Origin of the sequence: Evansella tamaricis (assembly GCF_019042215.1) — a bacterium.
Taxonomy (GTDB): Bacteria; Bacillota; Bacilli; order Bacillales; family Salisediminibacteriaceae; genus Evansella; species Evansella tamaricis.
In genome coordinates, this window is the sequence record NZ_JAHQCS010000131.1 from 62,888 (window position 1) to 78,492 (window position 15,605).

Genomic DNA, 15,605 nt, shown 5'->3' on the forward strand with positions numbered 1-15,605 from the left:
ACAATAACATTTTCTGAAATGGAAGGGGAAAGTAGGGTTATGTATGGAGAAACATCAGTATTTTATTAACTTAAAAAGAAAATTTACCAATAATACAGCAAAAGTTGGGGTAATCGGGTTAGGGTATGTTGGATTACCTTTGGCACTGGAACTTTCAAAAAAAGGATATACTGTTTACGGTATTGATGTTAACGGGGAAAAACTCGCCAGTCTTAAAAATGCCCAATCCTATATTAGAGGTGTCAGTAATGAAGAAGTGGCAGTTGCTATTAATTCAAACAGTTTTTTTCCAACGGAGGATTTCTCTATTATACGTTATTTAGATAGTATCAGTATTTGTGTACCAACCCCTTTAACTACACATCAGGAACCGGATGTCTCTTATATAAAGCAAGTGATGGCACATGTAAAGCAGTATATGCATAAGGAATTTCTCATTATTCTAGAGAGTACTTCTTATCCAGGTACAACAGATGATTTAATCCAAAAGGTTTTAGAGAATGAGGGTTATACCGCCGGGAAGGATTATTTCTTATGCTTTTCTCCTGAAAGAGTAGATCCTGCAAATGAAAAGTATAGTACAAAAAATACGCCAAAGATAGTAGGTGGCGTAACTGGAAGATGTACCGAATTAGCGAAGAATTTATATGAAGGGGCAATTGAAACGATAGTACCCGTTTCTAATCCTAAAGTGGCAGAGATGAGTAAACTGCTGGAAAATACATTCCGTAGTGTAAATATTGGTTTTATTAATGAAATGGCTCTTTTATGTGAACGAATGGGACTAGACATTTGGGAAACGATTGATGCAGCAAGTACAAAACCATTTGGCTTTATGCCCTTTCTTCCGGGACCTGGAATTGGGGGTCATTGTATTCCATTAGATCCGATGTACCTGTCATGGAAGGCAAGGGGAATTAATTTTTATAGCCGTTATATTGACATGGCACAGGAGATCAATAAATCAATGCCAATCTATGTTGTAAATAAGATTGGAGATGCACTGAATTCCGTTGGTAATCCTATAAAAGGGGCAAAGTTACTGCTTCTAGGAATGGCCTATAAACCAAATATTGATGATGTTAGAGAATCTCCAAGTCTAGAAGTATACAAGTTATTAAGGGAAAAGGGTGCGATGGTAGAGTATAACGATCCCCATGTAAATGCATTTGACGGGGAGAATGGAGAGACAGTATTATCTGTTCCTATTGATAAAACAACGTTGCCTAAATATGATGGTATTATTTTAATGACAAACCATGATGATTACGATTACAGAGAGATTGCAGAATATGGAAAGCTAATTATGGATACTAGAAATGGTTTCAAAAATATTAGGAGGACTAATATTTATCGATTATGGGGGAGTAGTGAATGGTAGATGTTTGTATAAATGGAGAGGATGCAATTCACAGAAACATTCCTCTTCTTTCCATTGTAATGCCAATATACAATCGTAAGGAAACAGTGGAGAGAGCTATTAACAGTGTAGTAAATCAAACTATTCCCCATTGGAAGTTATTAATGATTGACGACGGTTCAGTGGATGGTTCAGTGGATGTAATCCTCCCTTTTTTAAAAGATAATCGAATGAAATTAATCCGTCATGACAAGAACAGAGGTATATCCCATGTATTGAATACAGCGTTGACGCATATTGATACTCCATATTTTGTACAATTGGATTCTGATGACTGGTTTGAAGAATGGACACTTGAAAGATTAACTGTAGAAATTGAAAGAGCTCCTCAAGAAACGGCTCTTTTTTATGGAAATAGTAAACTGTTTAAAGATAAGGAAGGCAAGCTAAAAAAGATAAAACATATCGATCACAGACAATTTGATGATAAGTATGATTTTTTGCAGTATTTGTCTTTTATGTTAACACCAAGGTGTTATCGTACAGACGCAGTCCGATTAGTGGGAGGATGGAATATAGATCGATGGTTTGATGGAAGGGTTATGGAAGACCGTCAAATGTGTCTAAAATTGATTGATTCTTTTCCAGTTAAATGGATAAATGAATATTTGTACAATTGTAGGGTGCACAAAAACCAATTATCGGGTAAAGAGAATATTGAAAAAAGGAATAAACTTCGAGAAGAGTTAATTTATTTTTATCTAAAGAAGTGGGGAGATGAATATAACCCTGTTTTTACTTATAGTAGAAATGGATATTTAATAATAGATTATCTTCAAAAGAATGAGTCGGTATAAATAAAAGATAATTGTTTAAGTGGGGATAAATGATGATTCATGCAATAAAGCATATAAAGCAAATGAGGAAAGGAAGAACTGAGCCACAATTAATGAAATGCAGCAACCAAAAAATATATGTAGTAAAGCCGTTGAATTTGATGTATAAGCGTTCTCTTGTTAATGAGTATATTTCATATAGACTTGGAAATTTGTTGAATCTTCCTTTACCAGAGTACAATATTATTACTATTTCAAGATCTGTTTTAATGGCATCTCCTTTGTCTGAAAAAAATTTTAGACCTGGATTGTGGTTTGGAACAATTTATAAAAGAAATGCAAAGGGGTTCACGGCAGACTTAGCGATATCATGTAAAAATTTAGATCAGTTGGCATCGATGTTTATTTTTGATGTATGGATTCATAATAGAGACCGTCATAAAGATCATGTTTTAATCGATAAAAATAAATTATTCTTAATTGACCATGATAAAGCGTTTACTGGTCGAAACTGGAACGGGGAGAAATTAATTCAACAAAGCCGAAATGCTAACATGAAGGTAAATAGCCATCACAAATATTTATTACATTATTCAGACAAAATGAACTTATATAGAGAAATTGATAGAATAAGTAAATTAAAAGTAACTGAATTGCAAAAAGTTATCCATTCCATCCCAAAAGTTGGGGTATTACTAAAAATGATCAAAGAAGTTTACTACATTTTTTAATGACACGACAAGAACTTTTACCTAAACTTTCAAAAAAATTTATTGAGTATGTAGAGAAGAAAAACCGTTGAATGAAATTAACGGTTTTTTAATCGTCGTATTATTTTTCTATCTTTGTTTCCGTCTAAGTAACCGCCTCTTTTATTGGTATGTCTAATATAATAGTCTAAAGCTTCAATATGATCACCTAGGAAGACTTCAAGTGCCCGATATTTATCAGAACCATGAATGTTCCCTGTAGTAATTTCATGGGAAGTTTTGATAACTATTTTTTGTTCAGCAATTATTGAGAATCCTTTCATTTCAGACATAATAAAAAATAGAGGGGGAATCGTTAATTTATCCCATCCAATTTGTTCTATTACCCTTCGATGAATTGCGTGGGGAAGCGAGTACAAGGACGCATTTTTTAATTCAGGATTTTTACAGACTAGGTTCAGGAAATATTTAATAGTATTTATGGAATCTATCGGAATGATATCTGTTATTAAGTGTTCTGCATTAGTTAAGGCAATTTCTGTTCCATTTTCTATTGCTTCAAAAAAAGGCTCTGCCTCTTCTTTATTAATTCGTGTATTACAATCTGTAAAAAAGATAGCATCCCCGGAGCTACGAGCTGCACCAATTGACCTACTTGCATTAATTCCTAAAGACTTTTCCTGATTTATTACTTTTGCACCTGTATTTTTTGCAAACTTAATCATCCTTTTTGATAATCCATATCCAGCAACAATAATTTCATCACTGATTAATTGTAGTTCTTTAATTACATTTAACAGTCCCCGTGTTTTTCCTTCACAAGTTATCACAATACTGCGTTTATTTTTCCTCACGTTATTTAATGGATGAATATTACTTAATTTTTCCCTATTCCTTCCATCATGAAATCCAGCCCTAAATCCTTTAAGTTGTCTTAGATAGTGTAATGCTTCTACATGGTCTCCGATGATCCGGCTAGTAGAGTTGGGAAAAGGGGAATTACGCGCCTTCATTTTATGTTCTTTTGGTCGAAAGGGGTTTGAAGAAATAACATCTACTGGTTCTGGTGATGTAAAAAGGAGATTTTGTGTAATTCCAATGGTTTGGGATAAAGGTGGATCTACTAAATTCCACCACCCTATTTTATCTAAAGCATTTTTACTCATTGCATTTGGTATAGCACCTAATGAATTTACTAATAAATCCTCGCGCTTTAAGAATATATTCAAAGCTCGTTTACATATAGCTGTTGGGAAGTGGTTCTCACGAAAAATTGTCCAATCTAAGTTGTTTAATACTACATCATAGCCCTTCATGATGGCTTTGACAAATTGGGAAAGTTGAACTGATTCAATAAAAATGTCACCATCGAGAAACAATAGAATATCACCAGTTGCTTCGTAGGCACCCAATGCTTTACCTACATTGATTCCAAGGGCACTTTCATATTCAAGTACAATACAGTTCAATCCTTTAACAATCTTAGAGGTACGGTCAGTAGAACCATTAATAACAACGATAATTTCGTGAGGATTTAATCTAATCAGTTCTTTGATTATCCTTTTTATTGTATTTTCTTCATTTTGTGCCTGAATGATGATGGATAAGTTATATTTCTTTGTTCCCTTAACCATACATCTCACATCCTCTTTCTTTACTTAATCTTTGATAGTATCGTTAAGTATTTCGATACGTAGCTATTTTGACTATAGTCTTTTTCAATTGTTTTCAAACCATTTTGTGTTAGACGCGTACGTTTGCTTTTGTTTTCAATTAGGCGGTCTATTTGTTTGACGGCTTCTTCAATATCATCTGTTTTATATAATAATCCGTTATAGTTATGTTGAATAATTTCATTTTTCCCTTTCCTATTTGAACTGACAATTGGACAAGCACAGGCCATTGGTTCTAAAATAGCGTTGCCTAAGCCTTCTCTTAATGAAGTGGATAGGACACATCCTCCTGAATTAGCAATTAAGGAATACAGTTCTGGCATCTTGTGGTTTGGAACATTTGGAATTATTCTTGTTGAGGAATAGAGACGTATTTTTTTTAATTGTTTTTTCATATCTTTCAAGCACTTTGATGTGTTGGGATTGCAGATAATCCATAGTTCAATCTGATGTTTGAAAGATACATGATGTGATATTGTGATGAATTCTTTCCAATTTTTTGAGTTCTCTACTCTCCCGATAAATGCGATAATCTTTCTTCCCTTTTCTGGGACTGGAAAATCTTCCAAAGTTATTTTTTCTTTATAATGAAAGGAGGGGTCTACTGTATTCCCATCAATAAAAACAGGAATGTTTCTCACCAGTTTTGTTTTAACTAGTGGTTTTAAGTACTTCGCAATACAAATTACGGCATGGACTTTAAAGGATTTGTTTATTTTCCTAATTCCTTTAACGACTCCAGAACTCCATCCCCGTACTTCATAGATAATTTTTCCGGAAAAGTTTGTAGGTACCGCATCTAAATATTTCAGGGAATAGATAAAGGAAATAAAATCATATTTATTTTTTTTAATGTGCTCTCTGAATTGATCCTTATTATTAATATAGTAGGTTTGGATGTGCTGAAAGATATAATCCCCGTCGCCGGGGGAATGAAAAGCAACCTCTGCTTGAATACCTTCTGCCCGTAAAGCATTAATTCGGTTACGCGAAGAAGTTTGTAAACCACTGACATTTGGTTTTGGTATAACATATAGAATTTTCATAAATGATATTTCACATCCTAGTATCAACTTCTTTTACGACTTATTTCATGGACAAAAAAAACGTTTCCCATTCCCTTTTGCAAATATCCCAAGTCCAGCCATTTACTATTGTATTTCTAATATTCTTTGAAAACTTTTTTCTCATATTAGGATTTTTTTGTAATAATTTTATTGAATATGCTATGTCGTCTGAATTTCTAGGTATGATTAGTCCATTTTTCTTATGATTGATTAATTCAGGAACAATGCCCACTTTCGTAGAAATAATGGGTACTCCACAAGAAGCCGCCTCTAAAATGGGAAGGGGAATATGTTCGGACTTGCTGGAACAGATGAAACAATCTAATTCCTGATAATAGCTAACCATTTTTTCTCTTGGAACTCTACTGGTATAGGTCCTTGTTTCAAAATGAATCTTCTTGACCTTTCGTATGGCTTTCTCAACGATATTGTATCCCTTTAATTCTCTGTAGTTTTTCTTGTCGATTCTTCCAACCCAACCCACATTAAATGAATAGTTTTTTCCTTGTTTAGGATTAGGTTTAAATAAATTTTCATTTATTCCGACCCTAGTTTTATGAATTGAAAGATATGGTTTAAATATGTTTTGAATTTGGTTGGAGGCTGTATTAATGCCTCGAAATGATTTTAGAAAATCAATAAAGTTTTTATTTATTTCATGATTATTTACGTGCTTTTCAAAAACACGGAGGGAAGTTATACCTGTTGCCATTTTATGAAAAGGTATTTTGAGTTTTTTGATTTTTTTAGCAATACTTAAGGACATGGGGTAAATAAGGTCGTATTCAAACTGATCCGTTTCCTTTACTTGACCAGCATATTTTAAATATAATTCGATTTCTTCAAAAGGTTGTGATAAAAGATCTTTTGCCCGATGATCAAATGCCCATCCAGGGTTGTTTGGAACAATAAGTATTTTCATTTGCTCCCCCTTTTCACGTGAAATCGGATGTTTACAGACTGTCAGTACATTTTCTTAAAATACAAAAGGTTCTTTTGGACGAGTTTATCAATTTTGCATTTGTATTCCTTATCTTTTTGGATTCCCTTTTTTCGATATAAAGGCTTCAACCAATTTTTTCCCCGCCTTATGGCTATAACTGGGATCTTTTTCTTTGCTGCTTTGCATCCTATAATCCAATCCACCATATTTGTGTCTTGAAAAGCTTCAGGGGAAATTTTCATGTTTTTTGTATAGAAACAGGATGTGCCTGTTCCTGGTATTAATATTTTTGTGTGTTTTTGTAACTGTTTATGGGAGGTAAATACTTTCCTGTTTTTTGCTATATTTTTTACCGTTTTTTCTGGATGGAAAGTAGAACCATGAACACAGGCAATAATTTGATTATTATAAGCTTTCATCACTTTGATTAGTTTCTTGACATAATCTTCTGGATAAAGGAAGTCATCATCTACCGTCAAATAGTAACCATCGGTTTGGTTATATCCAATAAATTTCATCTCTGCCCCTTTATTTTGTTTAGAACAGGATAGTTTTATTTTAGAATGTTGTTTTAAGAATTCTGGACAAATAGTTGCACCGTTAACATGGACAAACATTTGGTCGCATTGTTTTAATAATAAAGGTATACTTTCTTCTAGGTTTTTGAACCTGCTGGGTATGACTGCCATCCCAATACAAATCACCTGTATCTCTCCCTTTAATAAATATTTCTATTAGGATTAGACGCTAAGGTTTGAAAAAACTGTTCCCATTCTTGTTTACAATGATCCCATGTCCATTGTTCTTTAATTGTTCTGCGAATATTTTTAGAGAATTTCTTCCTTTTTGAGGGATTTCTTTTTAAATCCAAAATTGCTTTTCGGATAGAGGCTGCATTTCTGGATACAATTAGTCCATTCTGATTATGTTTGATCAATTCTGGAACGATCCCTACATTCGTTGATATAATAGGTACACCGCAAGAAGCTGCTTCAAGTACCGGGTTGGGTAATCCTTCTGATTCACTGGAACAAACAAAGCAATCCAATCCATGATAAAAAGAAACCATTTCATCTCTCGATACCTTTTTTTCTTTAAACGTTCGAATGTCCAACTTTATGTTAGCCCCCTTGATGGCTTCTAACACAATGTCATATCCCTTAAGATTCCGATAATTTTTCTTGTCGATTCTTCCAACCCAACCGACTGTAAATAATTTATTTTTGGTATGATTTTTACTAGTAGTAAAGAGTTCAGAATTAATACCAATTCTTGTTTTATAAATGGGGATATATGGGCTAAAAGTATTGGTTATTTCCTCGGACCAGGCATTGATTCCGCGGAATCTGCAGATAAAGTCAAGAAAATCATTATTTAGTCCTTTGTCGGTCCAGTATTTTTCGTATACTCTGACGGAAGTAATTGCTGATGCCATATCTTGATATGGAATCCCCTTTTTATGAAGCCATTTTCCTAAGCTAATGGACATGGGATAAAGGAGATCATATTGGGCAAGTTTTCGTATGTCAATCTCATCACGGTAAATAAGTTCCAACCTAAAGTTAGAAAATGAAAATGACAGCAAATCCTTTGCCCGGTGATCAAATGCCCACCCAGGGTGATCAGGGATTAAAAGTATTTTTTTCAAAGAGTAATCCCCCTTTACAATACTTATTTGTGCAAATATTTATATAGTAGTGTAACTTCTTTGATCGGCAACTGATTCATAATCTTTTTGAATATCGGATCTTCATAATAACTCAGAAGGAGATTCTTAAGCTCAGAGTAATGTAAACTTCTATTTCGATTAATATAATCATTAAACTTTTTACTGTGATTTCTATTTCGCAAAATTCCTAAATGAAATCCGTGGTGGGGACGAAATGGATATTTTTTAATTTTGCCTATGCCAAATTTTTCTTTCAATAGCTCATAAAGAAATATTTCATTTCTGCCATATTCTAATATTTTTTTTTCTAACTTGTGAGGATGAGAAAGATAGAAATCTATTGTACTACTGAGCTTTTCATAGTATTCTTTTGTTTTATAAAAGTGAAGTCCGGTCATTCGGCGTGTATTAGGCCTAATTTTATTACTGTATGGTAATCCTATTTTATTGCAATGGTTTAAGTGAGCTTCTAGTAGAGAAGGCTTTTCTTTAACGATTAAAAAATCTACATCCCCGATATAAACATGTTCAAAGTGTTTAAATTCCTTTTGTGGCAATAAAAACCTCCACGTTTTTCCAACTTGATTTTGATCAAATTTTATATTAGACAGGTAGTTTTCTTTAACTGTAAAGTTACTTGAGAGTTCATCCGCTATCAATGTTAAACAATTTTTTTCGTTTTTTGAGAGTGTGGTATTTGAGAACACTTTTACATAATATTCAGGGTAGCTCTTTAAAATGCTGTATATATAATATGGGATATATCTCGAATAACTCCCAAATACAAAAACAGAGATACATAAGGGAAAGTATTTCATCTTCTCACTCCAGTAAATCATTAATTAGTGCTGATTATAAACGTATGCTTTCTGCAGGATTTTTGCCACTTCTGGACGTGTAAACTCTACAGGTAAAGTTTCTCCGTTCATGAGCTTTTGTCGCACTGCTGTACCGCTTAAGATCAGATGATTATCTGTTGGATGAGGACATGTTTTTTTGCTAACTATACTATTACATTTGTTGCAGAAAAAGGAATGCTCAAAACAAAGAGGTATAATTCCAAGCTCCTTTTGATTGATGCTTCTAATTAAATCCTGTGCATCATATGTCCCATAATAATCACCGACTCCGGCATGATCCCTGCCAATGATCATATGTGTACAACCATAATTTTTTCGGCAGATTGCATGGAAGACAGCTTCTCTGGGGCCTGCATATCTCATTGCTGCAGGAAACACAGATAAACATGTTCGCTCAGAAGGATAATAGTTTTCAATTAACTTTTCATAGCTTTTCATTCGGACATTTGCAGGAATATCATCGCTTTTTGTTGTTCCAATCAGTGGGTGAAGGAAAAGTGCGTCGGTTAACTCCAATGCGCATTTTTGAATATATTCATGAGCTCTGTGGATTGGATTTCTTGTTTGAAAAGCTGTGACAGAAGTCCATCCTTTCTCTTTAAAAAGCTGTCGAAGTTCCATCGGGTCTTTGTCGTAGACTGGAAAGTATGAAAACGGTCTGTTAACTAGTTTAATAGGTCCCCCAATCAATATTTCACCCTGTTTCATTAGTTTTGCCACTCCAGGATGATGTTGGTCTGCTGTCTGATAAATTTTTGATGATTCTGTTGTTTTACAGTAAGAATATTTTTCCTTTACGTCTAATACAGCCAACAGTCTGTCAGGATCTTTTGGGCAGAACAAGGCAATTCTCTCATTTTCTTTTATTCCAACAGCTGTTTCCTTTGAAACTGGAAACGTGATAGGGATCGGCCAAATAAGCCCATTTGCAAGTTTCATATTGTCTAATACACATTCGTAGTCTTTCTTTCCCATAAATCCCGTTAGGGGGCTGTATGCTCCATTAGCCAATAAGAGTAGATCTCCTTTAACCCTTTCATCAACATAAATTCTTTTCATTTCAGGTTCTTGTAAGATTAACTCCTTTTTTTCACAATTGGAAGCGAATAAATTAATTAGTTCACCACCATGAGGTTTATTACCGAACTCCATTTAATCTTCCCTCCTGTATGATATGCCTTTTATCCTTGGAATTAAATAATCCATTAATTGATCAACCGATTTGTTTATTGAGTTCTTTTCAGTATTTACTGTTATCTCCGGTTTTTTTGGTTTTTCATATGGTTGGGAAATGCCAGTGAATTCTTCTATTTCACCAGAACGGGCCTTTTTATATAATCCTTTTGGATCTCGATTCTCACATTCATCCAGTGAGCAATCCACAAAAACTTCAATAAAATCCCCCGTGCGAAAAACACGTCTGGCCATATCTCTGTCGGACTGAAAAGGAGAGATGGCAGCAACGATAGTAACAATACCTGCGTCAACAAATAATCTGCTCACTTCGGCAATTCTTCTGATATTTTCTTTTCGGTCTCTCGGATTGAAATCTAAGTTTTTATTTATTCCGTGTCTTAAATTATCCCCATCAAGTAAAAAAGTGTGAATTTTCTTACTGTACAGTAATCTCTCTAGATGGTTGGCAATGGTTGATTTTCCCGATCCTGACAAGCCAGTTAACCAGACAACCAGACTGGTATGGCCTTTCAACTTCTTATAATCTTCCATTTGAAGATCTACCTGATGCCAGAAGATATTTTTTTCGTCATTCATTTTAAATCACTCCAATGGTTAAATTGTAAAAACTAAAATAGATACGGTAATAAACATACAAAGTACACTAAGTGGTAACCCAATTTTTACATAGTCCATGAGTCTGTATCCTCCAGGACCAAAAATCAAAAGATTGGTCTGGTAACCAATGGGAGTTATAAAGCTTAACGAAGCCGCAATGGCAAGGAGGAGAATAATGGTTGTAGGGTCAATTCCAGAGATTATTGCAACTTTATAACCAATGGGAAACATCATCACGGCAGATCCAATATTATTAATGATTTCTGTGAGTACATTTGTCATTACATATAATGCTACGAACAGAGCAAAAACCCCTAAATGGTTGTAAATGAGAAGAAGTCCATTCGCACCCAGTTGTGCTATACCTGTATTTTCAATGGCATACCCAATTCCAATGGAGCAGGACATAACCAGGTAAATGCTCAGGTCAGTGGACTGCTTGAATTCTGAAAATGATACTACCCTTGTAAACAGTAGGCTAAGGACAGTCAATAATGCAGCTTGTAGAATGGGGATTAACTGAAACGATAGTAAGATAAGAAATCCTCCTAAAATGAAGAGAACAGTCCTCTCATGAGTTAACGTTTTATTATCCGGTTTAATAGATGATAGAAAGTAAAAGTCAGGAGAATGGTGCCATGTGCGATAGAAATCTTTTGTTGTGAGTAAAAGTAAGGTGTCACCAGGCTGTAGTCTCTCGTTTCCAACCCTTGAATAAACGACTTTATTTTTCCTTCGGATAGCAAGGATAACAGCTTGATACCTTGAACGGAATTGGCTGTTATTAATTCGTTTGTTGATCAGTGGAGAATAATGGGAAATAACTACTTCCATGTATTGTCCATTGGTTTTCACTTCCTCCATATTTCTTTTTTTTTCAGACAAGATAAGATCATTTGAATCGTGGAGAGTAATAATGCTTTTCACATCTCCAGAAAAAATAAGTTGATCTCCTTCCTGAAGAACAAAGGTGCTTGAAGGAGATGTGAATATATCTTTTCCCCTTTTAATTTTTATAAGATATGCTGTCTTCAACGCACGAAGGCTCCCGTCTGCAACAGTTTTACCACTTAAAATAGAACCTTTTGGTATAACGTATTCTGAAAAAAAATTGTCCTGTGTTTTTTGAAATGTTTCCGATAAGTTTGTCTTTGAAGGTAAGAAAAGAGAACCTATAAAGGATATATATAAAATTCCTAATAAAGCAACGGGAATTCCTATAATTGCAAAGTCAAACATAGAGAAGCCAGGTTGCCCTTTTTCTACTAATAGACCATGGAGGATTAAGTTTGTTGATGTACCTACAAGCGTTATTGTCCCCCCGAGAATTGCAGCGTATGATAAGGGAATTAATAGCTTTGATGGTGAAATTAGTTGTTTTTTCCCCCATTCCTGAACTACTGGCAAAAGCATGGCGACAATTGGTGTATTATTCAACACTGCAGAGATCATAGAAACTGGAAACATCATTTTCATTAAAGTCATAGAAAGCTTTTTGGATTTGGATAATAAAGTATCAACAATTCTTTGAATGATACTAGATTTCTGAACTACTTTACCTATTGCCAATAACAAAATAACCGTAAGAACCCCTTCATTGGAAAAGCCCTTTAATGCTTCTTCTGTTGATATCACGTTTAGTAACATGAGTAGTGCTAAGGCAGAAAATAATGCATAGTCAGGTGACAGCCACCCCTTTAATAAGAAAGTGAATACAGTTCCAATTATGAGGAAGGTTAATCCCATCTCAAGTGACATTATTTTCCACCACCTGTTATTTCTTTAATATTGATGTATGTAAAGTTACTAGAGAACGTCATGCTCAAGCGCCTTTTTGTTATGGAAATATGCTATCGCATCAGGTAATGAGCGGATTATGAGATAACAAAAGATAGTAGCCGTTCATAGAATATAAGAAGGATAATAGTCTGTAAGATAAATGAAACATGAAGGCGTGAGGAGGTAGAAAATGAAGATTGCAGTTATCCCGGGAGGACCTTTATGGGCATTTGGCAATCGAGCAAAAGACTTGAAAAACCTTTCATTTGACCATATTCAAATAGATGTTATTTATTTACAAGATGTAACCTATGAAAATACAAAGGAATACGATCTTTTATATCCCATGTCATTAACGATTGTAAACAAGTTAAATAAGTCTGGGATACCACTGAACCGAATGGCTACGGGCATTACTTCAGAAAGGGTATTCACATCCAAAATGGTAGATGGAAAGATTAAACAGGGGTTTATTAATAAACTACATTCTTTGAGGGGGGTAAATGCTTGGTCGGATAAGATTATCAAGAATTTTAAACCACAGTATGAAATTTCTAAAACTCGAATTGGTATTGATGAAAAGAAATTTAAACCGGCGACAAAGCCAAGAAAAAGAGATAAATTTACGGTTGGTTGGGTAGGAAGGATAGACAAGGGGAACTACAGGAAATTAAAAGGATATGATTTAGTCTTGAAAGCTATTAAAGGATTAGATGTGACATTAGAAATTAGAACGTATAAAGAAAACTTTGTTCCCCGGGACCAGATGGTAGAGTTCTATCAAGGTTTAGACTGTTTCATCTGTTCTAGCCAATCAGAAGGGCTACCCAATCCTGTTTTAGAGGCAGCATCTTGTGGAGTCCCAATTATTTCAACAAACGTGGGATTTGTTCCAGAGATTATCCAACATAAGAATAATGGATTAATAATTGATAGAAACGTGAAATCAATACGTAAGGCAATTAACTATTTGATGAAAAACGAAAATCATCGGAGGAGGATGGGGAGAAACATACGGAAAACAGTTGTAAAAAATTGGACGTGGGAGGATTGTAAGAAGGATTGGGAAAATTTTTTCCTTTCTTTAAAGGAATAATGAGGGTAGGTGGTTTCGGAAATGAAAAAGCATCTTCTCGTTTATGATTACGACTGGTGGATCCTTGGACAGAAAGCAAGAATAATAAAAAAATATCATCCATCACTGGATATATTTTCAAATAAAGGGATAAGAAAGCTAGTTCAGCAAAAGGGAAGTGCTTATATCAATTCGAATTACGAAATAATATCAGCATTAAGTTTAGGTCTGGCGAAGCTTCTCTATAATCTGAACATTAGGGTAGATACTGCACAAGTGGGGTCATATAAATACTTTATGCTAAATCACACAAGTTTTGAAGAGTGGTCAGGTAAAGTGGTACCAAATCATGAGTTTATTAAGGTGATGAACTCAATGAAACAATTTGGAGCGAACAATCCAATGATCAAAGAAGTGGTACAAAGACTTGTTCCTGATAAAAAAGTAAATTATATTAGGCAATTTGTAGATTCTGATTTTTTTTACCCTTTACTACGTAGAAAAAAACAGTCAAATTCTCCACTTAATATAGGGTGGGTAGGGAATACTCGGCGAGAAGTAAAACAATATAATTCTTTATACAAACCTATTGTGAAAAATTTTGAAGGTGATCCAAGATTTACTTTCAAAGAAGCCACTCGTCGGACAAAAATTCCTCTAAAAGAAATGCCTGCCTTTTATCATTCATTAGATCTCCTATTAGTGACGGCTTCTAATGAAGGAATACCTAATCCTGCTTTGGAAGCAGCTGCATGTGGTGTCCCGGCAATCTCCACTAATGTTGGTATTATGAAAGATCTTGCCGGGGTAAATGAAGATTTCCTTCTTGTTAAAGGGGCGAATAAACGGGAATTTATTAGAAAAATAAAGTATTTGGAAAAGAATCGGGATCTCCTTTTCAAACTGCAAAAACAGGCAAGAGCAACCATCATGTCGCACTGGACAGTAGAAAAAACAATTGATAGTTGGTTGAATACACTATTTCTTTTCAACAACGGGAGAGGAGGAACAGAGGGATGGATAAGGGGAAAAAAGACGTGATAATAACGGGAACACCAAGGGGTGGCACCACTTTGACTGGAGCCATGTTTGACCAATTAGACAACTGTATCTGCTTAAGTGAGCCAGTATGGCAGGAATATTGGCTGAGGAAAATAAATGACCAAAGGGAGTTGACAGAAAAAATCATTCAAGATTTCAAAAAAATGAGAAAAAGAATAGAACAAGGTATGCCTGTAAAGGACAGACGGAATCCAGATGGATCTCCACCGACGAATTATTATCAGAAAGGTGTTGCCGGGAAGAGGAAAGCAGACTACAGAAAGCCTAGACAGATTGTATTCAGAGTAAAAAATAAAGAGTTTCTATTAGCTATGAAACACAATACTCTTTACACTGCCATTCTCCCTAGTTTGTTAAAATCTGGGCAGTTTACTATTATCGCTGTTTTACGCCATCCCATCCCTACCATCCTATCATGGAATTCTGTTGGGAAATATACCAGCCAAAGAGTAAAATTGGTGGAGTCTCATTGGGGAGAATTAAAAAATCTAATAAGGGGAGAGGAGGATCTCATTAATAAACAAGTTAAAATTTTTGATTTATATTGCCAAATGTATTTATCTTTACAGGATCAGATTCAACTAATAAAGTATGAGGATTTAATCTATAATCCAACCAAACTTGAGAAACTAACGAACAGGACCTTCACTGGTGAGCACATGCTAAAAAAAGCATCTTTAAGACACTATGATTTTTCTTTGGTAGACAGAATAAAAAAAAGCTTAAGAGCACATGCTCCAAATGCTCTTAAACTCTATTCACTAGATGATTTTTAGG

At 34.6% G+C, this 15,605-nt stretch carries 15 protein-coding genes; 6 read left to right on the forward strand and 9 right to left on the reverse strand.

The window, feature by feature from the left end; genetic code table 11:
- The first annotated feature begins 43 nt into the window (after positions 1 to 43).
- The 3 genes from KS419_RS16360 to KS419_RS16370 are packed head-to-tail and all read left to right on the forward strand — an operon-like array spanning position 44 to position 2,927.
- Positions 44 to 1,381, forward strand: coding sequence for a nucleotide sugar dehydrogenase (locus KS419_RS16360; protein ID WP_217067463.1), 1,338 nt, complete (start codon positions 44 to 46; stop codon positions 1,379 to 1,381).
- The gene (locus tag KS419_RS16365) at positions 1,375 to 2,217 is read left to right on the forward strand and encodes a glycosyltransferase family 2 protein (protein ID WP_217067464.1); all 843 of its coding nucleotides are present in this window, start codon (positions 1,375 to 1,377) and stop codon (positions 2,215 to 2,217) included. Before KS419_RS16360 ends, KS419_RS16365 begins: the two co-directional genes overlap by 7 nt.
- 32 nt (positions 2,218 to 2,249) lie before the next feature.
- The gene (locus KS419_RS16370) at positions 2,250 to 2,927 is read left to right on the forward strand and encodes a HipA family kinase (protein WP_217067465.1); all 678 of its coding nucleotides are present in this window, start codon (positions 2,250 to 2,252) and stop codon (positions 2,925 to 2,927) included.
- 77 nt (positions 2,928 to 3,004) lie between these two features.
- Here KS419_RS16370 and KS419_RS16375 read toward each other — a convergent pair whose 3' ends face one another.
- From KS419_RS16375 to KS419_RS16415, 9 genes are all read right to left on the reverse strand, one after another.
- Positions 3,005 to 4,540 carry a glycosyltransferase gene (locus tag KS419_RS16375; protein ID WP_217067466.1) on the reverse strand — a complete coding sequence of 512 codons (1,536 nt, stop codon included), beginning with the start codon at positions 4,538 to 4,540 and terminating at the stop codon, positions 3,005 to 3,007.
- Positions 4,541 to 4,560: 20 nt separating this feature from the next.
- On the reverse strand, positions 4,561 to 5,625 hold the full coding sequence (locus KS419_RS16380) for a glycosyltransferase family 4 protein (protein WP_217067467.1): 1,065 nt from the start codon (positions 5,623 to 5,625) through the stop codon (positions 4,561 to 4,563).
- A 40-nt stretch (positions 5,626 to 5,665) separates the two neighbouring features.
- Positions 5,666 to 6,568, reverse strand: coding sequence for a glycosyltransferase family 4 protein (locus KS419_RS16385; RefSeq protein WP_217067468.1), 903 nt, complete (start codon positions 6,566 to 6,568; stop codon positions 5,666 to 5,668).
- Positions 6,569 to 6,609: 41 nt separating this feature from the next.
- On the reverse strand, positions 6,610 to 7,293 hold the full coding sequence (locus KS419_RS16390) for a glycosyltransferase family protein (RefSeq protein WP_217067469.1): 684 nt from the start codon (positions 7,291 to 7,293) through the stop codon (positions 6,610 to 6,612).
- Positions 7,294 to 7,307: 14 nt separating this feature from the next.
- On the reverse strand, positions 7,308 to 8,237 hold the full coding sequence (locus KS419_RS16395) for a glycosyltransferase family 4 protein (RefSeq protein WP_217067470.1): 930 nt from the start codon (positions 8,235 to 8,237) through the stop codon (positions 7,308 to 7,310).
- 23 nt (positions 8,238 to 8,260) lie between these two features.
- A complete protein-coding gene (locus KS419_RS16400; RefSeq protein ID WP_217067471.1) occupies positions 8,261 to 8,815 on the reverse strand; it encodes a hypothetical protein in 555 nt (184 codons plus the stop codon).
- Between the two features lie 285 nt (positions 8,816 to 9,100).
- Positions 9,101 to 10,270, reverse strand: a complete 1,170-nt coding sequence (gene sat / locus KS419_RS16405) for a sulfate adenylyltransferase (protein ID WP_217067472.1) — start codon at positions 10,268 to 10,270, stop codon at positions 9,101 to 9,103.
- Entirely contained in the window at positions 10,271 to 10,891 is a 621-nt protein-coding gene (cysC, locus tag KS419_RS16410) for an adenylyl-sulfate kinase (protein WP_217067473.1), read from the reverse strand.
- An 18-nt stretch (positions 10,892 to 10,909) separates the two neighbouring features.
- On the reverse strand, positions 10,910 to 12,670 hold the full coding sequence (locus tag KS419_RS16415; protein WP_217067474.1) for an SLC13 family permease: 1,761 nt from the start codon (positions 12,668 to 12,670) through the stop codon (positions 10,910 to 10,912).
- 211 nt (positions 12,671 to 12,881) lie between these two features.
- Between KS419_RS16415 and KS419_RS16420 the strand changes: the two genes are divergently transcribed.
- Genes KS419_RS16420 through KS419_RS16430 form a run of 3 tightly spaced genes read left to right on the forward strand, consistent with a single transcriptional unit; the run spans position 12,882 to position 15,604 of the window.
- Positions 12,882 to 13,787 carry a glycosyltransferase family 4 protein gene (locus tag KS419_RS16420; RefSeq protein ID WP_217067475.1) on the forward strand — a complete coding sequence of 302 codons (906 nt, stop codon included), beginning with the start codon at positions 12,882 to 12,884 and terminating at the stop codon, positions 13,785 to 13,787.
- Between the two features lie 21 nt (positions 13,788 to 13,808).
- The gene (locus tag KS419_RS16425; protein ID WP_217067476.1) at positions 13,809 to 14,807 is read left to right on the forward strand and encodes a glycosyltransferase family 4 protein; all 999 of its coding nucleotides are present in this window, start codon (positions 13,809 to 13,811) and stop codon (positions 14,805 to 14,807) included.
- Positions 14,783 to 15,604: a sulfotransferase domain-containing protein gene (locus KS419_RS16430; protein WP_217067477.1), complete on the forward strand. Its 822-nt coding sequence runs from the start codon at positions 14,783 to 14,785 to the stop codon at positions 15,602 to 15,604. Before KS419_RS16425 ends, KS419_RS16430 begins: the two co-directional genes overlap by 25 nt.
- The last annotated feature ends 1 nt before the right edge of the window (position 15,605 follow it).

Bases quoted from the DNA above. Each gene is read 5' to 3' on its own strand.
- KS419_RS16420 (WP_217067475.1), top strand. From the start codon at position 12,882: ATGAAGATTGCAGTTATCCCGGGAGGACCTTTATGGGCATTTGGCAAT.
- KS419_RS16360 (WP_217067463.1), top strand. From the start codon at position 44: ATGGAGAAACATCAGTATTTTATTAACTTAAAAAGAAAATTTACCAAT.
- KS419_RS16370 (WP_217067465.1), top strand. From the start codon at position 2,250: ATGATTCATGCAATAAAGCATATAAAGCAAATGAGGAAAGGAAGAACT.
- cysC (WP_217067473.1), bottom strand. From the start codon at position 10,891: ATGAATGACGAAAAAAATATCTTCTGGCATCAGGTAGATCTTCAAATG.
- KS419_RS16365 (WP_217067464.1), top strand. From the start codon at position 1,375: ATGGTAGATGTTTGTATAAATGGAGAGGATGCAATTCACAGAAACATT.
- KS419_RS16380 (WP_217067467.1), bottom strand. From the start codon at position 5,625: ATGAAAATTCTATATGTTATACCAAAACCAAATGTCAGTGGTTTACAA.
- KS419_RS16375 (WP_217067466.1), bottom strand. From the start codon at position 4,540: ATGGTTAAGGGAACAAAGAAATATAACTTATCCATCATCATTCAGGCA.
- KS419_RS16425 (WP_217067476.1), top strand. From the start codon at position 13,809: ATGAAAAAGCATCTTCTCGTTTATGATTACGACTGGTGGATCCTTGGA.
- KS419_RS16415 (WP_217067474.1), bottom strand. From the start codon at position 12,670: ATGTCACTTGAGATGGGATTAACCTTCCTCATAATTGGAACTGTATTC.
- KS419_RS16385 (WP_217067468.1), bottom strand. From the start codon at position 6,568: ATGAAAATACTTATTGTTCCAAACAACCCTGGATGGGCATTTGATCAT.
- sat (WP_217067472.1), bottom strand. From the start codon at position 10,270: ATGGAGTTCGGTAATAAACCTCATGGTGGTGAACTAATTAATTTATTC.
- KS419_RS16430 (WP_217067477.1), top strand. From the start codon at position 14,783: ATGGATAAGGGGAAAAAAGACGTGATAATAACGGGAACACCAAGGGGT.